The sequence below is a fragment of the Cellulosimicrobium composti genome (genome assembly GCF_010287905.1).
Taxonomy (GTDB): Bacteria; Actinomycetota; Actinomycetes; order Actinomycetales; family Cellulomonadaceae; genus Cellulosimicrobium; species Cellulosimicrobium composti.
Genome location: NZ_JAAFAN010000078.1, coordinates 1 through 17585, shown reverse-complemented (window position 1 = coordinate 17585; position 17585 = coordinate 1). Strand labels below are relative to the sequence as shown.

The 17585-nt window shown below is 74.7% G+C and carries 17 protein-coding genes and 2 pseudogenes; 8 read left to right on the top strand and 11 right to left on the bottom strand.

Annotated features, from left to right (window positions below):
- From GYH36_RS19880 to GYH36_RS17065, 4 genes and pseudogenes are all read right to left on the bottom strand, one after another.
- A pseudogene (locus tag GYH36_RS19880) lies at positions 1 to 128 on the bottom strand (glucosamine-6-phosphate deaminase); the annotation flags it as partial.
- Positions 128 to 1210 carry a Gfo/Idh/MocA family protein gene (locus GYH36_RS17075; RefSeq protein ID WP_162290466.1) on the bottom strand — a complete coding sequence of 361 codons (1083 nt, stop codon included), beginning with the start codon at positions 1208 to 1210 and terminating at the stop codon, positions 128 to 130. The gene GYH36_RS17075 and the pseudogene GYH36_RS19880, both read right to left, overlap by 1 nt.
- Positions 1207 to 2286, bottom strand: coding sequence for a Gfo/Idh/MocA family protein (locus GYH36_RS17070; protein WP_162290465.1), 1080 nt, complete (start codon positions 2284 to 2286; stop codon positions 1207 to 1209). Before GYH36_RS17070 ends, GYH36_RS17075 begins: the two co-directional genes overlap by 4 nt.
- The gene (locus tag GYH36_RS17065; protein ID WP_115941606.1) at positions 2283 to 3038 is read right to left on the bottom strand and encodes a FadR/GntR family transcriptional regulator; all 756 of its coding nucleotides are present in this window, start codon (positions 3036 to 3038) and stop codon (positions 2283 to 2285) included. The genes GYH36_RS17070 and GYH36_RS17065 overlap by 4 nt, the downstream gene beginning before the upstream one ends.
- A 101-nt stretch (positions 3039 to 3139) precedes the next feature.
- Here GYH36_RS17065 and GYH36_RS17060 point away from each other — a divergent pair, with 101 nt between their 5' ends.
- The 7 genes from GYH36_RS17060 to GYH36_RS17030 all read left to right on the top strand — a co-directional run bounded on the left by GYH36_RS17060 (position 3140) and on the right by GYH36_RS17030 (position 11450).
- On the top strand, positions 3140 to 4744 hold the full coding sequence (locus GYH36_RS17060) for an ABC transporter substrate-binding protein (RefSeq protein ID WP_162290464.1): 1605 nt from the start codon (positions 3140 to 3142) through the stop codon (positions 4742 to 4744).
- A gap of 113 nt (positions 4745 to 4857) precedes the next feature.
- Positions 4858 to 5814 carry an ABC transporter permease gene (locus GYH36_RS17055; RefSeq protein ID WP_024840020.1) on the top strand — a complete coding sequence of 319 codons (957 nt, stop codon included), beginning with the start codon at positions 4858 to 4860 and terminating at the stop codon, positions 5812 to 5814.
- A gap of 1 nt (position 5815) precedes the next feature.
- The gene (locus tag GYH36_RS17050; protein ID WP_162290463.1) at positions 5816 to 7906 is read left to right on the top strand and encodes a dipeptide/oligopeptide/nickel ABC transporter permease/ATP-binding protein; all 2091 of its coding nucleotides are present in this window, start codon (positions 5816 to 5818) and stop codon (positions 7904 to 7906) included.
- Positions 7903 to 8742, top strand: a complete 840-nt coding sequence (locus tag GYH36_RS17045; protein ID WP_115941609.1) for an ABC transporter ATP-binding protein — start codon at positions 7903 to 7905, stop codon at positions 8740 to 8742. Before GYH36_RS17050 ends, GYH36_RS17045 begins: the two co-directional genes overlap by 4 nt.
- Before the next feature lie 71 nt (positions 8743 to 8813).
- On the top strand, positions 8814 to 9740 hold the full coding sequence (locus GYH36_RS17040) for a dihydrodipicolinate synthase family protein (protein ID WP_024840018.1): 927 nt from the start codon (positions 8814 to 8816) through the stop codon (positions 9738 to 9740).
- On the top strand, positions 9715 to 10737 hold the full coding sequence (locus GYH36_RS17035) for an ROK family protein (protein WP_312028688.1): 1023 nt from the start codon (positions 9715 to 9717) through the stop codon (positions 10735 to 10737). The genes GYH36_RS17040 and GYH36_RS17035 overlap by 26 nt, the downstream gene beginning before the upstream one ends.
- Positions 10734 to 11450, top strand: coding sequence for an N-acetylmannosamine-6-phosphate 2-epimerase (locus GYH36_RS17030; RefSeq protein ID WP_162290462.1), 717 nt, complete (start codon positions 10734 to 10736; stop codon positions 11448 to 11450). The genes GYH36_RS17035 and GYH36_RS17030 overlap by 4 nt, the downstream gene beginning before the upstream one ends.
- 6 nt (positions 11451 to 11456) lie before the next feature.
- Here the strand turns inward: GYH36_RS17030 and GYH36_RS17025 are convergent, their stop codons facing one another.
- The 4 genes and pseudogenes from GYH36_RS17025 to GYH36_RS17010 form a co-directional block, all read right to left on the bottom strand.
- Positions 11457 to 11996: a mycothiol transferase gene (locus GYH36_RS17025; RefSeq protein WP_312028687.1), complete on the bottom strand. Its 540-nt coding sequence runs from the start codon at positions 11994 to 11996 to the stop codon at positions 11457 to 11459.
- Positions 11997 to 12044: 48 nt separating this feature from the next.
- Positions 12045 to 13040: an NAD(P)-dependent alcohol dehydrogenase gene (locus tag GYH36_RS17020; RefSeq protein ID WP_162290461.1), complete on the bottom strand. Its 996-nt coding sequence runs from the start codon at positions 13038 to 13040 to the stop codon at positions 12045 to 12047.
- Between the two features lie 110 nt (positions 13041 to 13150).
- Positions 13151 to 13369: pseudogene (locus tag GYH36_RS19870) on the bottom strand (helix-turn-helix transcriptional regulator); the annotation flags it as partial.
- 1 nt (position 13370) lies between these two features.
- A complete protein-coding gene (locus tag GYH36_RS17010) occupies positions 13371 to 13790 on the bottom strand; it encodes a hypothetical protein (protein ID WP_024840013.1) in 420 nt (139 codons plus the stop codon).
- 291 nt (positions 13791 to 14081) lie between these two features.
- Between GYH36_RS17010 and GYH36_RS17005 the strand changes: the two genes are divergently transcribed.
- Positions 14082 to 15938: a cation:proton antiporter gene (locus GYH36_RS17005; protein WP_155098804.1), complete on the top strand. Its 1857-nt coding sequence runs from the start codon at positions 14082 to 14084 to the stop codon at positions 15936 to 15938.
- A 1-nt stretch (position 15939) separates the two neighbouring features.
- Here the strand turns inward: GYH36_RS17005 and GYH36_RS17000 are convergent, their stop codons facing one another.
- Genes GYH36_RS17000 through GYH36_RS16990 form a run of 3 tightly spaced genes read right to left on the bottom strand, consistent with a single transcriptional unit; the run spans position 15940 to position 17444 of the window.
- Positions 15940 to 16380: a VOC family protein gene (locus tag GYH36_RS17000; protein ID WP_231492812.1), complete on the bottom strand. Its 441-nt coding sequence runs from the start codon at positions 16378 to 16380 to the stop codon at positions 15940 to 15942.
- Entirely contained in the window at positions 16356 to 17138 is a 783-nt protein-coding gene (locus GYH36_RS16995) for a deoxyribonuclease IV (RefSeq protein ID WP_024840010.1), read from the bottom strand. Before GYH36_RS16995 ends, GYH36_RS17000 begins: the two co-directional genes overlap by 25 nt.
- A 48-nt stretch (positions 17139 to 17186) precedes the next feature.
- Positions 17187 to 17444 carry a hypothetical protein gene (locus GYH36_RS16990; RefSeq protein WP_162290459.1) on the bottom strand — a complete coding sequence of 86 codons (258 nt, stop codon included), beginning with the start codon at positions 17442 to 17444 and terminating at the stop codon, positions 17187 to 17189.
- Between the last annotated feature and the right edge of the window lie 141 nt (positions 17445 to 17585).

Below are 17585 nucleotides of genomic sequence, written 5' to 3'. Positions count from 1 at the left end.
TACACCCGCAACGGCGACGACCCGGTCGCCAACCCCAGCACCGCCTCCGGCCGCGACCGCACCACCGCCTCCACCGCGTCCGCAGCCAGCACCGCCAACCGCTCCGCAGGAGCGATCACGACCTCCATCAGACCCTCGTTCCCTCGTGCACCGTGCGGTGCTCCACCGCGACGACGTCCCCCACCTCGACCGAGCGGTACGCCGCGTCGATCACGGCGAGCGTCGCGCGCGCCTCCTCGATGCCGTAGTCCGGCCGGTCCCCGGCCAGCAGCGCGTCGACCACGTGCCGCAGGTACGCCGCCGCGGCGACCTGCCCGGCGTCGGCCGCGATCGCCGTGCGCCCGCCCGGCCCGAACCGCGAGACCGCCGGGGCGTCGTCGTCGGCGACCGCGTGGCCGTGCGAGCCGAGCAGCCGCACGGACGACGTCGTCGGCGTGCCGCCGGGCGCGAACGGGACGCGGCCGAGCGTGATCGTCGCCGTGACGCCGCGCTCCATCTCGAGCGTGACGACCGCCGTGTCCTCGACGCCGGCCGCGCGGTGCGGCTCGAGGAAGAGCGCCCCCGCGAACGCGTGCACCTCGACGGTGCGCAGGCCCGTGAGGTGGTGCGCGGCGTCGGCGCAGTAGCCGAGGAAGTTGAGCAGCTCCCCGCCCCCCGAGAGCGCGCGGTCGACCACGAGCTCGGGCCGCTCGACCGACGTCGCGAAGTGCGCGCCGGACGCGAGGAGCTCGAGGTCGAGGTGGCGCGGGAGACCCACGTGCCCGGCGTCGACCCACGCGCACAGGCGGCGCAGCGCGGGTGCGTGCGTGCGGTTCACGACGGCGCACGTGCGGCCCGTGCGGGCGGCGACCTCGGCGAGGCGGTCGGCGTCGGCGAGGGTCGTCGCGACGGGCTTGTCGACGAGCACGTCGAGGCCGGCCTCGAGGAGCGCGGTCGCGAGTCGTGCGTGCCGCGTCGGCTCGGAGCACACGACGACGAGGTCGACGGGCGACCCGAGCGCGTCCCCGACGGACGCGACGTCCGCGACCTCGGCCCACGCGACCCCGGCGCGCTCGGCGACGGCGCGCGAGTCGTCGCGCACCCAGCCGGGCGCGCCCGCCTCCTCGACGACGCCGACGAGCTCGACCCGCTCGTCCGCGGCGAGGATCCGCAGGTAGTCGGCGGCGTGGCGCACGGCCGAGGCGAACGCGACGCGCAGCGCGGCGGTCATGCCACGACCTCGGCGGGCAGGGGCTCCGCGTAGCCGGGCACGTCGGCGACGCGCTCGCGGCGCCCGGAGAGGAGCGAGCGCTGCGCGGCGAGCGCCGTCGCGAGCGCGGCGCGGACCTGGGCCGTCGTGACGACGGGCGCCGCGTCGCCGCGCACGACGTCGAGCCAGTGCGCGAGCTGGAGGCCGAGCGCCCCCTCGACGGACACGGGCGGCGCGGTCGTCGCGTCGGAGTGCAGCCCGTCCTCCTCCGTGGTGGAGTGCGCCAGCGTGCCCTCGGTGCCCACGAGCACGACGCGCCGCACGAGGTCGCCGCGGCTGCGCAGCGCGTAGCAGAGCTCGAGCGTCGCGAGCGCGCCCGACGCGGTGCGCAGCTGCACGTGGAACGAGTCCGGCGACTCCATCTCGGGCGAGAACGTGCGGAAGCCGCGCGCGAAGACCTCGACGGGCTCGTCGTCGAGCAGCCACGTCGCGGCGTCCATGATGTGCGTGCCGTTGTGCACCGGGTGACCGCCCGAGAGCTCCGGGTCGAGCTGCCAGCCGCGCCACCCGCCCGGCCACGCGTGGCCGGTGTACCAGGAGATGTGCGCGAGGCGCGGGGTGCCGATCTCGCCGCGCCGCGCGGCCGCGGCGAGCGCGGTCACCGCGGGCTGGAAGCGGACCGTCTGCCCGACGACGAGCGTCGTGCCGCGGCCCTCGGTCGCGGCGACCATGGCGTCGAGCTGGGGGAGCGAGAGCGCGGCGGGCTTCTCGACCTGCACGTGCTTGCCGGCCTCGCCCGCGGCGATCGTGTCGGGCGCGTGCGTCGGCGTGGCCGTCACGACGTCGACGGCGGCCACCGCGTCGTCGGCGAGCGCGTCGTCGAGGCGGGTCGTCGCCCGCGCGCCGGGGACGAGCGCGGCGAGCGCCCGGGTCCGTGCGAGGTCGTGCCCGACGACCCAGCGCACGTCCGCCCCGGGGAGGGCGGCGAGCGCCGTGAGGTGCTCGCGCGCGAACGCGCCGATGCCGACGACCGCGACGCCGACGGCCGGGCGGGTGTCGCGGGGTCCCGGACGGTCCGCCGGGAGGGGAGGTCTCACGCCGTGGTCACCCCGAGCGCGCGGTCGATGGGCTGGTAGTGCGACGCGACGGCGGCGCGGAACGCCTCGACGTCGCCCGCCTCCGCGGCGTCGAGCATCGCGCCGTGCGCGCGCGCCGTCTGGTCGAGGTCCGCGGCGACGGAGATCCCGAGCTTCGGGATGACGGCGGTGTGGACGTCCCAGAACGCGGCGACGAGCTGCCCGACGAGCGAGTTGTCGAGGCGGGAGAGCAGGCCCGTGTGGAACGCGCGGTCCTGCGTCGCGAACGACAGGCCGTCGGCGGCGGCGTCGACCATCTCGTCCACGAGGGCGTGGAGGTCCGGGTTGGAGGTCCCGGCGAGGCTCGCGACGATCCGCTCGGCCATCGACAGGTCGAGCGCCTGGCGCACCTCGACGACGTCGCGCAGCGCGCGCAGGTCGTCGCCGGGGGACAGGACGCCGCGGAAGACGAGCGCCTCGACGAGCGCGTCGAGCGACATGTTGCCCACGAAGGTCCCGTGGCCGTGCCGCACCTCCACGATGTCGAGGGTCGAGAGGGTGCGGATCGCCTCGCGCACGCTGGAGCGCGAGACGCCCAGGTGCTCGCACAGCTCGGCCTCGGTCGGCAGCGGGTCGCCCGGCCGCAGGCCCTCCCCGAGGATGAAGTCCTTGATCCGGTCGGCCGTCGTCGTGCGCCGCGGTGCGCTCGAGCCGTTGGTGCTCGTCGTGGAGGCGTCGAGCGTCGCGAAGCTCCTCCGCCGTGGTGTCGCCATCTTGACCCCTTCGGTTTCTGGTCCTAGTGTCATGCTACACAACGTCAGACATCAGACATCTTCTCTCTGAAGAGTCGTCGTCTTTCCTGTCAGGAGAATCAATGAAGCTTCATGTCAGCTCGCCTCCCGGTCGCAGGGGTGTTGCCGCCCTGGCCGCAGGCGTCGTCCTCGCCCTCGGCCTCGCGGCCTGCTCCACGGGCGGCGCCACGCAGGACGAGGAGACCCAGGGCAGCGCGGCCCAGGGCGAGATCGACCCCGACGGGGTGATCGAAGCCGGCATCTCGTACGCCCTCTCTGGTGGTTTCGACCCGATGACGACCAGCGGTGCCGTGACAGTAGCCGCCAACTGGCACGTCTTCGAAGGCCTCACGGAGATCGACCCCGCGACGCGCGACGTGTACGCCGCGCTGGGCACCGACCTGCCGGAGCAGGTCGACGACACGCACTACGAGGTCGACATCCGCGAGGGAGCACTCTTCCACGACGGCACGCCCGTCACCGTCGACGACGTCGTCTACAGCTTCGAGCGCGTGCTCGACCCGGAGAACGCGTCCCTCTACGCGGGGTTCATCGACTTCCTCGAGTCCGTGACGCCGGTCGACGAGGACACGGTGTCGATCAACCTCAAGTACCCGTTCAGCCTCGTGCCCGAGCGCCTCGCGGTCGTCAAGATCGTGCCGCAGGCCCTCGTCGAGGCCGACTACGAGGGCTTCAACGCCCTCCCCGTCGGCACCGGCCCGTTCACGATGACGGGCGCCACCCCCGAGGACAAGATCACCTTCGAGCGCTTCGACGACTACAACGGCCGTCGCCCCGCGCTCGCCAAGGGCATGGTCTGGAACCTGCTGTCCGACCCGGCCGCGCGCGTCACCGCCATGAGCTCCGGCACCGTCAGCGCGATCGAGGACGTCCCCTACATCGACGTCCCGACGCTCGAGGGCACCGTCGACGTCGAGTCCGTCCAGTCGTTCGGCACGCTCTTCATGATGTTCAACACGGACCTCGCGCCGTTCGACGACGTCCGCGTCCGCCAGGCGTTCTTCCACGCGCTCGACATGGACAAGATCATCGAGAACGGCCTGCTCGGCAACGGCGCCAAGGCGACGAGCTTCCTCCCGGAGAGCCACCCGAACTACCACGAGGCCTCCACGCAGTACGACTACGACCCCGAGAAGGCCAAGTCGCTGCTCGCCGAGGCCGGCGTGTCCGACCTGTCGATCACGCTGCTCACGACCGACACCGGCTGGGTCGCCGACATCGCGCCGCTCATCAAGGAGAACCTCGACGCGATCGGCGTCGACACCACGCTCGACATCGGCCAGTCCGCGGGCCAGTACTCCAAGGTCGACAACGGCGACCTGCAGGTGATGGTCGCCCCCGGTGACCCGTCGGTCTTCGGCAACGACCCCGACCTGCTCATGCGCTGGTGGTTCGGCGACAACGTGTGGTCCCAGTCCCGCTACCGCTGGAACGACGACCCGAAGTTCGCCGAGCTCCAGACGATCCTCGACTCCGCCGTCCGCACCTCGGGCGACGAGCAGCAGGAGCTGTGGAACCAGGCGTACGACCTGATCTCCGAGGAGGTGCCGCTGTACCCGCTGCTGCACCGCAAGCTGCCCACCGCGTGGGACAGCTCGCAGATCCAGGGCTTCAAGCCCCTGCCCGTCACGGGGCTGTCCTTCCTCGACGCCGGCGTGGTCAAGTAGCCGGACCGCAGTAGCCCGACCACCGGTCCCCTCGCCACGCCCCTGGCGAGGGGACCGGTCCCCAGAACGGAAGCCGTCATGCACCGCACCACCGCCACCCCGGGAGGACACCCGTGAGCGCGATCCTGCGCCTCGTCGGTCGCCGCCTCCTGCAGCTGCCGATCATGATCCTCGGCATCACGTTCCTCGTGTTCGTCGTGATGTCGTTCTCGAACGTCGACCCGGCCATCACGGCGCTGGGCGAGAGTGCGTCGGTGGAGGCGCGCGAGGCGTACCGCGAGGCGAACGGTCTCAACGACCCGCTCCTCGTCCGGTACGTCGCCTTCCTGGGCGGCCTGCTGCAGGGCGACCTCGGCACGTTCAGCGCGCGCCAGATCCCCGTCTTCGACGAGATCGCGCGCGCCCTGCCCATCACGCTCCAGCTCACGTTCCTCGGCCTCGCGGTCGCGGTGGTGTTCGCGCTGGTCCTCGGCGTCCTGGCGGCGCTCTTCCGTGACCGCTGGCCCGACAAGGCGATCCGCGTGGTCTCCGTGGCCTCGCTCGCGACGCCGTCGTTCTGGCTCGCCGTCCTGCTCATCCAGGCCGTCACGCTCGGCCTCGGGTGGCTCCCGGCGAGCGGCCCCCTGCCCGAGCCGTCGGAGGACCTCGGCGGCTACCTCGCGCGCATGGCGCTGCCCGCTCTCGCGCTCGCCGTGCCGGTCGTCGGCCAGCTCACGCGCGTGGTCCGCACGTCCGTCGTCGAGGAGCTCGACAAGGACTACGTGCGCACGGCGATCGGCGCCGGCATCCCGCGCCACACCGTCATCGGGCGCAACGTGCTGCGCAACGCGCTCATCACGCCCATCACGGTGCTCGGCCTGCGCATCGGCTACCTCATCGGCGGCGCCGTCGTCATCGAGGTCATCTTCGCGCTGCCCGGCATGGGCACGCTCATCCTCAACGGGGTCACGAACAACGAGCCCAACCTCGTGCAGGGCGTGACCCTCACCGTGGCCCTCGCCTTCGTGCTCATCAACATCGTGGTCGACATGCTCTACGTGCTCGTCAACCCGCGGATCAGGACGGTGTGACGTGCGACGCCAGCTCACCGAACGACTCTCCCGCCCCGGCCTGCGCCTGCGCGCCCTGCCGCTGGGCTCCAAGATCGCCCTCGCCTTCGTCGCGCTGGTCGCGCTCGCCGCGGTCTTCGCGCCGCTCGTCGCGACGCACGACCCGCTCACGACGGGGACCCCGGTCCAGCCGCCGAGCGCCGAGAACTGGTTCGGCACCGACCGCCAGGGCCGCGACATCTTCGCGCGCGTCGTGTACGGCGCCCGCTACTCGCTCGTCATCGGCCTCGGCGCCACGGCGATCGCCCTCGCGGTCGCGGCCGTGCTCGGCTCGATCGCCGCGACGGCGAACAAGAAGGTCTCCGAGACGCTCATGCGCGTCCTCGACATCATCATGGCGTTCCCCGGGATCGCGCTCGCGGCGGTGCTCGTCTCCGTCTTCGGCCGCTCGCTCCCGGTGCTCGTCCTCACCATCGCGTTCCTCTACGTGCCGCAGCTCTCACGCGTCGTGCGGGCCAACGTGCTCGACCAGTACGGCGAGGACTACGTCGCGGCGACGCGCGTCATGGGCGCGCGGACGTCGTGGATCCTCGCGAAGCACGTCGCGCGCAACTGCGCCGCGCCGGTGCTCGTGTTCACCACGGTCCTCGTCGCCGACGCGATCGTCCTCGAGGCGTCGCTGTCCTTCATCCAGGCGGGCGTCCCGGACCCCGAGCCGTCGTGGGGCAACGTCATCGCCGCGGGCCGCGACCTCGTCATGGGCGGCTACTGGTGGGCCACGTTCTTCCCGGGCCTCGCGATCATGCTCACCGTCCTGTGCCTCAACATCCTGTCCGAGGGCATGACGGACGCGATGGTCGCCGCCCCCCGCGCGACCCGCGCCACGCCGGCGAAGGCCGCCGCGACGGACCCCACGGCCGTCGCCGTCTCCGCCGAGCTCACGGCCATGGACGCCGACGAGCCCGTCGAGACCGCCGACGAGGCGCGCCTCGTCGAGTCGGAGCCCGTCGTGCAGGACGTCGAGCCCGAGGTCGAGCACGTCGGCCGGGCGATCCCGCTCGCGGAGCGCCTCGCCGTGCTGCGCGGGACCGAGAGCGCGCGCTCCGACCGCCACGTGTACACGGGCGACGCCGAGCCGCTCCTCGAGGTGCGCAACCTGTCCATCCGGTTCCCGGCGCGCCACGGCGACGTCGCGGTCGTCGACGACGTGTCGTTCTCGGTACGTCCCGGCGAGACGATGGCGCTCGTCGGCGAGTCCGGCTGCGGCAAGTCGATCACGTCGCTCGCCGTCATGGGCCTGCTCGACGCGTCCGCCCAGATCAGCGGCGAGATCCTCTACGGCGGCAAGAACCTGCTCGCCATGGGCAACCGCGAGCGCGCGTCGCTGCGCGGCACGGACATCGCGATGATCTACCAGGACGCGCTGAGCTCGCTCAACCCGTCGATGCTCATCCGCGCCCAGATGAAGCAGCTCACGCGCCGCGGCGGCACCCGGACGGCCGAGGAGCTCCTCGAGCTCGTGGGCCTCGACCCCGAGCGCACCCTCAAGAGCTACCCGCACGAGCTCTCCGGCGGCCAGCGCCAGCGCGTGCTCATCGCCATGGCGCTCACGCGCGACCCGAAGCTCATCATCGCGGACGAGCCGACGACGGCCCTCGACGTCACCGTCCAGGCCCAGGTCGTCGCGCTGCTCGACGAGCTGCGCGAGAAGCTCGGGTTCGCGATGGTCTTCGTCAGCCACGACCTCGCGCTCGTCGCGGAGATCGCGCACCGCATCACGGTCATGTACGCGGGCCAGGTCGTCGAGCAGGCGCCCACGGGCGAGCTGCTCGCCGACCCGCGCCACGAGTACACGCAGGGCCTGCTGGGCGCGGTGCTGTCGATCGAGCAGCGCTCGACCCGACTGCACCAGATCCCCGGCACCGTCCCGTCGCCGCGCGACTTCCCGACGGGCGACCGGTTCGCGCCGCGCTCGTCGCAGCCCGACCGCGGCCTCGACGTGCGGCCCGTCCTGCGGGCCGTGGACGACGACGGCCAGCACCTCGTCGCGATGCCGCCGGCCGAGCCGGTCGGCGCCGGCACCGCTCCGATCACCACGGGAGGGACGCGATGAGCGCCACCGACACGACCCCGCGCACCGGGGACGGCGCCGCGGGCGACCGCGAGACGCCCGTCGTCGAGCTGCGGAACGTGCACGTCGTCTTCACGTCCCGCACGGGCTCGCTGTTCCGCGCGAACCGCGTGCACGCGGTGAACGACGTCAGCGTCCAGGTGCGGCGCGGCAGCACGCTCGGCATCGTCGGCGAGTCCGGCTCGGGCAAGTCGACCATGGCGAAGGTGCTCGTCGGCCTCCAGGCGCCGACGGAGGGCGAGATCCGCTTCCGCGGCACGGCGGTCTCGAAGTACACGGCCGACGTGCGCCGCCGGGTCGGCCGCGTCGTGTCCGTCGTCTTCCAGGACCCCGCGACCGCGCTCAACGCGCGCATGCGGATCCGGGACGCGCTGCGCGACCCGCTCGACGTGCACCGCGTGGGCGACGCGGCGTCCCGTGAGGCACGCGTGCGCGAGCTCGTGCACCTCGTGGGCCTGCCGGAGTCGGCCCTCGACGCGCTCCCGGGCCAGCTCTCGGGCGGCCAGCGCCAGCGCGTCGCCATCGCCCGGGCGCTCGCGCTCGAGCCCGACGTGATCGTCGCCGACGAGCCGACGTCCGCCCTCGACGTGTCGGTCCGCGCCCAGATCCTCAACCTGCTCGCCGACCTCAAGGCCGAGCTCGACCTGGGGATGGTCTTCATCTCGCACGACATCCAGACCGTGCGGCACGTGTCCGACGAGATCGTCGTCATGCAGGGCGGCCGGATCGTCGAGTCGGGCCCCGCCGCGCGCGTGCTGGACGACCCGCAGGACGACTACACCCGCACGCTGCTCGCCGCGGCGCCCGCGCTGCTGTGAGCGGCGCGCCCCTCGCGGGGGCGGGACCCACCCAGACCCACACACCGCTGAACCCAGAACCGGAGCACCTCGTGACCAGCCCCACCTTCCGCGGGATCGTCCCGCCCGTCCTCACCCCGCTCACGACCGAGGGCGAGGTCGACGTCGCGTCGCTCGAGCGCCTCGTGGACCACCTCGTCACCGAGGGCGTGCACGGCCTGTTCGTGCTCGGGTCGACCGGCGAGGTCGCCTACCTGACCGACGAGCAGCGCGACCTCGTGGTGCGCACGGTCGTGCGCGCCGCCGACGGCCGCGTGCCCGTCATGGGCGGGGCGATCGACCTCACGACGGCGCGCGTCGTCGAGCGCGCGAAGGCCCTCGTGGCGGCCGGGGCGGACGCGGTCGTCGCGACGGCGCCCGTGTACGCGCTCAACGACCTCGACGAGATCGAGCGCCACCTGCGCGCGGTCGCCGCCGCCGTGGACGTCCCGCTGTTCGCGTACGACATCCCGGTCCGCGTGCGCACCAAGCTCCCGGCCGACCTCCTCGTGCGCCTCGGCGTCGAGGGCGTCCTCGCGGGCGTCAAGGACTCCTCGGGCGACGACGTCGGCTTCCGCCGCCTCGTCGCCGCGAACGCGGCCGCGGGCTCGCCGCTCGCGCTGTTCACGGGGCACGAGGTCGTCGTGGACGGCATGCTGCTGCTCGGCGCCGACGGCGTCGTCCCGGGCCTCGCGAACGTCGACGCGGGCGGCTACGTGCGCCTGTGGGACCTCGCCCAGGCCGGCAAGTGGGACGACGCGAAGCTCGAGCAGGACCGCATCGCGGCACTCTTCGAGATCGTGTTCCAGGCGAAGGGCCGCTCGGGCGACGCCGCGGGCGTCGGGGCGTTCAAGATCGCTGCGCGCGCGCAGGGGCTCATCGACACCCCGACGCTCGCGTTCCCGGTCGAGGCGCTCGACGCCGACGTCGCGGCCCGCGTCGAGGAGATCACGCGTGCCGCAGGGCTCCTGGGTGACTGACGTCGTCGTCGGGGTCGACCTCGGCGGCACGAAGACCGCCGCCGCGACCGTCGGCCCCGACGGCGCGCTCGGCCCCGTCCGCACGGTGCCCACGCCCGGCCCGGCCGGTCCGGACGCCGTGCTCGACGCCGTGGCGGGCCTCGTGCGCGAGGTCCTCGCCGCAGTCCCGGTGCGGGCCGGGCACGTCGCGCGCCTGCGCGGGCTCGGCGTCGGCACGGCCGGCGTGATCGACGTCGGCCGCGGGGTCGTCGTCTCGGCGACCGACACCCTCCCCGGCTGGCCGGGGACCGACGTCGCGGGCGGGCTGCGCCGCCGGCTCGCCGACCTCGCCGTCCCGGACGCGACCGGGGATCCGGCCGCCCTGCCCGTGTTCGTCGAGAACGACGTCGACGCGCACGCCGCGGGCGAGGTCTGGCTCGGCGCGGCCGCGGGCGCGCGCAGCGCGCTGCTCGTCGCGGTCGGGACGGGGATCGGGGGCGCCGTCGTGCTCGACGGCCGTCCCCTGCGCGGTGCGCACCACGTCGCCGGCGAGCTGGGCCACGCGCCCGTGCCGGGCGCGGAGCTCATGCGCTGCACGTGCGGGCGCGAGGGTCACGTCGAGGCGATCGGCGCGGGCCCCGCGATCCACCGCCGCTACCTCGCGCTCGGCGGCGACGCCGCGAGCCCGGACACGCGCGACGTCGTCGCGCGCGCCGTCGCGGGCGACGAGCTCGCGGCCTCGGTCGTGCGCGACGCCGCCCAGGCCGTGGGCCGGGCGGTCGCGGCCGTCGTCACGGTGCTCGACCCGGAGGTCGTCGTGGTCGGCGGCGGGATGGCGGGCGCGGGGGACCTGTGGTGGTCCGCGCTCGAGGACACGCTGCGCGCCGAGGTCGTCGACGTCCTCGCCGACGTGCCGCTGCGGCCCGCCGCGCTGGGGAACGCGGCGGCCGTGGTCGGCGCGGCGCGCGGCGCGTGGAACCTGGTGGAGGACGTCACGACCGTCGGAGGGACGCGATGAGCACCGAGCACGAGACCCGGACCTGGACGCGCGAGGCCGTGCTCGACGCGATGCGCGGGCGCCTCACCGTGTCCTGCCAGGCGTACCCGGGCGAGCCGCTGCGCGACCCGCGCACGACCGCGCAGATGGCGCGCGCCGTCGTCGCCGGGGGAGCGGTGGCCGTGCGCGCGCAGGGCCTGGAGGACGTCGCGGCGGTCGTCGCCGCGGTGGACGTCCCGGTCGTCGGGCTGTGGAAGGACGGCGACGGCGGGGTCTTCATCACGCCGACGTTGGAGCACGCGCGCGCCGTCGCGGACGCGGGCGCGCACGTCGTCGCGCTCGACGGCACGCGCCGCCCGCGCCCCGACGGGCTGACCCTCGCGGAGACCGTCGCGCGCCTGCGCGAGACGACCGACGCGCTCGTCATGGCCGACTGCGGGTCGCTCGACGACGCGCTCGCCGCGCAGGACGCGGGCGTCGACCTGCTCGGCACGACCCTCGCGGGCTACACGGGCGAGCGCCCGAAGACCGAGGGCCCGGACCTCGAGCTCGTGGACGAGGTGGTCGCGGCGTGCTCGCTGCCCGTCGTCGTCGAGGGCCGCGTGCACACCCCGGCCCACGCCGCCGAGGCCATGGCGCGCGGCGCGTTCAGCGTGTGCGTGGGCACGGCCATCACGCACCCGACGACGATCACGTCGTGGTTCGTGGGCGCGGTCGAGCCCGGGCACCGCTGACCGGCGTCAGGCGCGTCCGCGGCGTCCGAGCACGCCGCGGACGTACGCGGCTTGGCCCGCGTGCTCCAGGCTGTCGACGGCGACGCTCACGAGCCGCACGCCCAGCGTCACCGGAGGGTCCCACGCGTCGTCCACGACGCGGTCGAGGTCGTCGTCCGTGAGCGCGGCGAGCACGTCCTGCGACTCGACCTGGACGGCGTGCGCGTAGCCGAGCAGGAGGTCGTCGCTCGCGCGCACGCGCCCCACGTCGGCCGCCGACTGCCCGTAGCCCGTCGCGTCGTCGTCGAACGGCAGGCCGAACCGCGCGGCCCAGCCGTCGCGCGTCCACACCTGCTCGCGCCCGACGGCGGCCGCGACCTGCGCGTCCTGGCCGCGGGCCAGGTGCCACGCGAGCCACGCGATCGAGTTGGCACCCGGGTCGAGGCGGGCGGCGAGCGCCTCCTCGCCGAGCCCGTCGACCGCGCGCGTCACGGTCGGGCCGATCCGTCCGAACAGGTCCTCCAGCAGCGTGCGGGCGTCCACGTGTCCCCCCTCGTCGTCGGTCACCTCCCGGCAGCCTCCGACGAGCCGTGCGCGGTCGCGACCCGAACGGGGTCACCCGAGCGTGACGACGACCGTGCCCGCCTTGTGCTCGTGCTCCACGTGCCGGTGCGCGTCGGCCACGCGGTCGAGCGGGTACGCCCGGTCGACGACTGCCCGCAGCGTGCCCGCCGCGCCGCGCGCGAGCGCGTCGTGCAGGGTCGCGCGCTGGAGGTCGGTCGGCCGCAGCCCGGTGAACGCGACGCGACCGCGCCGCCCGTGCGCGCGGCGTGCGGTCCACAGGGTGCGCCACAGGATGCCTGCCGAGGGCACGGTCGTGAGGTACACGCCGTCGTCCGCGAGCAGGTGCCGGCACCGCCGGTACGACGACGCGCCCGCGACGTCGAAGACGACGTCGTAGCGCGGGCGTCCCGCGTCGTCCGCGTCCGGCGCGGTCACGTCCCGCACGGTCCGGTCCACGACCTCGGCCGCGCCGAGCGCCCGGGCCAGGTCGAGGCCGCGCGGGCCGGTCACGGCGGTGACGTGCGCGCCCGCGTGCGCGGCGACCTGGACCGCGGCCGTCCCGACGCACCCCGACGCGCCGACGACGAGCACACGCGTCCCCGGGCGCACCGTGGCGTGGTCGGTGAGGAACGGCAGCGCGGTGAGCGGCCCCGCTGCGAGGACCGCGGCGTCGACGTCGGTGAGCGCGTCGGGCGTCGGGACGACGGCGCTCGCGTCGGGCACGAGGACGAGCTCGGCGTGCGCCCCGGCGCCCATGCGCGTGAGCGCCGTGACCCGGTCGCCGACGGCGAACCGCGTGACCTCCTCGCCGACCGCGACGACCTCGCCCGCGACCTCGCCGCCGAGCACGGGGGAGCGCGGCCGGCGCAGCCCGAACGCGAGGCGCGCGAACCACGGCGAGCCCGCGCGCGCCGCGACCCCCGCGGCGGCGAGCGTGCTCGCGCGGTTGCGCACGAGCAGGTCGTGCGGCCCGGGCACCGGGTCGGGGAGCGTCGAGACGCGCACGACGTCGGGCCCGCCGTAGACCGGGGCCGTCGCCGCCCTCATCGGGTCGCCCTCCGCCTGCGCGGTCCGCGCCCGTCGGTGGCCTTGTCGGTGGCCTTGTCGGTGGCCCCGTCGACGTCACCGGCGGCGGGGCCGGCGGGGGCGTCGGTGTCGTCGTCGGGGTAGGCGAACACCTCGTCGAGCGTCGTGCCGAGCGCGCGGGCGATGAGGAACGCCGTCTCGAGCGACGGCGAGTAGCGTCCCTGCTCGATCGCGATGACGGTCTGGCGCGTGACGCCCACGCGCTCCGCGAGCTCCGCCTGCGTCATCTCGCCGCGCGCGAAGCGCAGCGCCCGGATCACGTTCGTGACGCGCGTCGGCTTGCCGCCCACGTCACACCCCCCGCCGGTAGGCCACGAGCGTGACGACGGACGAGACCACGGCCATGACGACGAACCCGAGGTAGATCGTGTTCGCGATCCAGAACGTGTCCGCGTCGGCGAGCGCGAGGACGAGCGCGCCGAGCGCCCCGCCGACGACGCCCCACTGGCCGGCGAGCGTGCCGCGGCGCGCGAGGTCGCGGTCGCGCTCGTCGGTGCGGAGGCTCTCGCTGGGGCGGGCGATCTCGACCACGATGCGCACGACGATCCCGGCGACGACGGCGCCCGCGACCGACCACAGCAGAGGGCCGACGTAGGCGACGTCGGCGAGCGGGCCGCCGTCGGCCCGGGACAGCACGACCCCGACGTACGCGGCGTACACGACGACGCTCACGACGAGGTAGACCCACGTGCCCTTCTCCTCGTAGGACATGGCCGCTCCCGTCTCGACGTGACCTCGAAGTCAAAGATCGCTGACATCACGACGGTAAAGAAGAACGGACATCGTGTCAAGAGTTCTTGACATATATCCTCGGCGCGGGGCGGTTCACCGCCGTCCCGCTCGGGGAGCCGTCAGGGCCACGACCAGGGTGGTGGCCGCCCTCGTCGCGAACGTGGTCGTCCGGCGCCGTCGCCGCGCCCGTCCCGGTCGGCGGGCGGTTAGCGTTGTCCCGTCCCCGCGCGCCGCACCGGGCGCGCGGCGCCGTGCCAGCCGGAGGTGCCGATGGAGTTCCCGTTCAGCCTCACCGAGGAGCAGATCCTCTCGCTCATCGTCGTGGGCACGGTCGCGGTCGTCGCGATCGTCGTCGTGAACGCGCTCGCGCCCAAGGCCGGCGTCGCGGCGCCCCTGGTCCTCGTGGCCGTCGGCGTCGTCGTGAGCTTCGTGCCCGTCGTCCCCGAGATCGAGATCGAGCCCGAGTGGATCCTCGCCGGGATCCTGCCGCCGTTGCTCTACTCGGCCGCCGTGAGCCTGCCGACGATGGACTTCCGGCGCGACTTCACGGCGATCAGCGGGCTCTCGGTCGTGCTCGTGGTGCTCAGCACGGTGCTGCTCGGGTACCTCTTCACGTGGCTCATCCCCGGCATCCCGCTCGCCGCCGGGTTCGCGCTCGGCGCGATCGTCAGCCCCACCGACGCCGTCGCGACGTCGATCGTCAAACGGCTCGGCGCCTCACCGCGCGTCGTCACGCTGCTCGAGGGCGAGAGCCTGCTCAACGACGCGTCCGCGCTCGTGCTCCTCCGCTCGGCCATCGCCGCGATCGGCGTGTCGCTCGCGCACGACGGGGACCACGTGCCGGTGTCGCTCTGGGCGGTCGCGGGCGACTTCGTCTTCGCGGTGGTCGTCGCGGTCGCGATCGGGTTCGTCGTCGGCTTCGTCGGCCTGTTCGTCCGGCGGCGCCTCGCCAACCCGGCGCTCAGCACCGCGGTCTCGTTCGTCGCGCCGTTCCTCGCGTACCTGCCGTCCGAGGAGCTCGGCGCGTCGGGCCTCGTCGCCGTCGTCACGGCGGGACTCGTCACCGGCAACGGCGCGGCCAAGTACCTGCGACCCCAGCACCGGCTCGCCGAGGAGTCGAACTGGCGCACGGTCGAGCTGCTGCTCGAGGGCGCCGTGTTCCTCCTCATGGGCCTCGAGCTGTTCGCCCTCGTCACCGACGTCCGCGAGGCGGACGGGAGCCTGTGGCGCGCGGCAGGCATCGCGGCCCTCGCCGCCGTCGTCATCCTCGCGGTCCGCTCGGCCTACGTCACCACGCTCCTGCGGTCGCTCGCGCGGCGCGCACGGCGCGGCGAGTCGCTGCGCGGCGTCATCGCGGGCATGCAGGAGAAGCTCGACGCGAAGTACGGCCCGCCGCAGGCGCCGCTCGCCGCGGTCGACCCGTCGGGGCAGCGTCAGGACGTCGCGCGCACCGGCGGGCCGGGGGCGGTGCCGGAGGCCCGCGTCGGGCGCATCCGCCTCTCGCTGCGCCGCCGCGCCGCGGACATCGACTACCTCACGGCCGAACGGCTCGGGTGGCGCGAGGGCACGCTCCTCGTCTGGGCCGGGATGCGCGGCGTCGTCACGCTCGCCGCGGCCCAGACCCTCCCGCTCGACACGCCGCAGCGCTCGTTCCTCGTGCTCGTCGCGTTCGGCGTGGCCGCCGGGACGCTCGTCGTCCAGGGCGGGACGCTGCCGTGGGTCGTGCGCCGCCTCGGACTCTCGGGCGGTCACTCGCGCGCCGACGAGGACCGCGGCGCCGTGCGCGCCGAGCTCGACGCCGCCGCGGTCGCCGTCATCGACGCGCCCGACCTGCGGCGCCCCGACGGCACGCCCTACGACGGCGACGTCGTCGCCCGCGTGCGCCGCGACGTCGTGCGCGAGCTCGAGAACCGCGACACCGACGCCGCGACGTCGGCCGACCTGTTCGCGCAGTACAAGGAGCTGCGCCTGCGCGCGATCGCCGCGCAGCGCGCCACGCTGCTCGAGGCCCGCACGTCCGGCGCCTACAGCTCGCAGGCGCTGCGCCACGCGCTCGACCTGCTCGACGCCGAGCAGATCGACCTCGAGATCCGCCGCGGCCCGTACGTCCCGGGCGACGACGACTGAGTCACCGGTGGTCGAGCGGGGGCGAGCTCAGGCAGAAGGGGTGGCCCTCCGGGTCGGCGTAGACGCGGAACAGGTCGTCGGGGTGGCCTTCCTCCGCCGGGGTGCCCGTCAGCGGGCGTGCCCCGCACGCGAGCGCGTGCTCGTGCGCCGCCGCGAGGTCCGGCACGTCCAGGTCGACGTGGACCCGGGCGCCGCCCGGCCACGGCGGCACGGCCGCGTCGGAGCGCTGGAACGCCAGGCGTGACGCGCCGCCCGGGACCTGGAGCGAGAGCCAGTCGTCGCCCTCCGGGTCGACCTCCTCGTGGCCGGGCGTGTACTCCCACCCGGTGAGGCCGCGGTAGAACTCGGCGAGCCCGCGCGGGTCGCGCGCGTCGACCGTGACGTTGCGCAGGCGCAGGGGCCGCAGGTCGTGCACCGTCAGCCGACCTGCTCGCGCAGCCACGCGACGTCCGCGGGGACGTCCGCGTGCGTCTCGCACACGACCGACGTCCCGGCGGCGTGCACGACGCCGAGCAGGAGGTCGGGGTCGATCGAGCCCGAGGTCAGGCCCGCGTGCCGGTCCGCGCCGGAGCCCGCGGCGTCGCGGCTGTTGTTGAGGTGCACGAGGTCCACGCGGCCCGTGATCGCGCGGACCTGCTCGACCGCCGTCGTGAGGTCGATGCCGCCCGCCCACGCGTGGCACGTGTCGAGGCAGAACCCGACGTTCGCGGCGCCGTCGGCCTGCTGGATCGCCGCCCACAGGCCCTCGATGCGGTCGAGGCGGCGCGCCATCGAGAAGTCGCCGCCCGCGGTGTTCTCGACGAAGACGGTGACGTCGGTCTCCAGGGCGTCGATCGCCTTGCGCCAGTTGTCGAACCCCTTCGCCGGGTCGTCCTTCGCGGTGACGTGCCCGCCGTGGACCACGACGCCGACCGCGCCGACCGCCGCCGCGCCGTCGACGATCTGCTGGAGCAGCTTGCGGCTCGGGATGCGGATGCGGTTGTTCGTGCTCGCCACGTTGATGACGTACGGCGCGTGCACGACGAGCTCGAGGCCAGCCGCCGCGGCGGCGTCCTTCAGGGCCTCCGCGCCGCCCGGGAACGTGAACTCCGGTCCCTTCCAGGACTGCGGGTCGCCGAGGAAGATCTGGGCGACGTCCGCACCGATGCTCGCGGCCTGCGCGATGACGTCCGACTGGTCGAGGTGGGCTCCGATCCGCATGGGACCAACCTACGCGGCCCCGCCCACGCCGCGCCGCCGGCGCCGGGGTCACCAGCCGGTGCTGCCCCGGCGGATGACGTCGCGGCGCAGGTCGAGCAGCGCGGCGCGGGCCCGGCGACGGCGGTCGGCCGGGTCGATCGTGAGCTCGTCGCCCGCGTTCGCGCGACGTCGCGGCTCGCCGTGCGTGTTGAGGTCGCCCGCGCCGTGCTCCGGGCTCGGGGTGCGCTCGGCGACGGCGCCGACGGTCGGGCCCGTCACGGAGGTGCTGGGCGCGGGGGCGGAGAAGAGCGGGCGGTGGTCCGGCACGGTGGCCTCCTCGGCCGCGGGGGGGCCCCGCGCCCCCGGGGGGGGGGGCGGGAGTTGTGGGGCCCGGGCCGGGGCCCGCGGCCCCCCCGCGGTGGGGGGGGGGGGTTTGACCCCGTGGGGCGCGGGGGGTGGGGGGGGTTT

What these genes read in the sequence shown, in the direction of transcription:
- GYH36_RS17075 (WP_162290466.1), bottom strand. Translation starts at nt 1,210, where the DNA reads ATGACCGCCGCGCTGCGCGTCGCGTTCGCCTCGGCCGTGCGCCACGCC.
- GYH36_RS17065 (WP_115941606.1), bottom strand. Translation starts at nt 3,038, where the DNA reads ATGGCGACACCACGGCGGAGGAGCTTCGCGACGCTCGACGCCTCCACG.
- GYH36_RS17060 (WP_162290464.1), top strand. Translation starts at nt 3,140, where the DNA reads ATGAAGCTTCATGTCAGCTCGCCTCCCGGTCGCAGGGGTGTTGCCGCC.
- GYH36_RS17045 (WP_115941609.1), top strand. Translation starts at nt 7,903, where the DNA reads ATGAGCGCCACCGACACGACCCCGCGCACCGGGGACGGCGCCGCGGGC.
- GYH36_RS17030 (WP_162290462.1), top strand. Translation starts at nt 10,734, where the DNA reads ATGAGCACCGAGCACGAGACCCGGACCTGGACGCGCGAGGCCGTGCTC.
- GYH36_RS17020 (WP_162290461.1), bottom strand. Translation starts at nt 13,040, where the DNA reads ATGAGGGCGGCGACGGCCCCGGTCTACGGCGGGCCCGACGTCGTGCGC.
- GYH36_RS17010 (WP_024840013.1), bottom strand. Translation starts at nt 13,790, where the DNA reads ATGTCCTACGAGGAGAAGGGCACGTGGGTCTACCTCGTCGTGAGCGTC.
- GYH36_RS17005 (WP_155098804.1), top strand. Translation starts at nt 14,082, where the DNA reads ATGGAGTTCCCGTTCAGCCTCACCGAGGAGCAGATCCTCTCGCTCATC.
- GYH36_RS16995 (WP_024840010.1), bottom strand. Translation starts at nt 17,138, where the DNA reads ATGCGGATCGGAGCCCACCTCGACCAGTCGGACGTCATCGCGCAGGCC.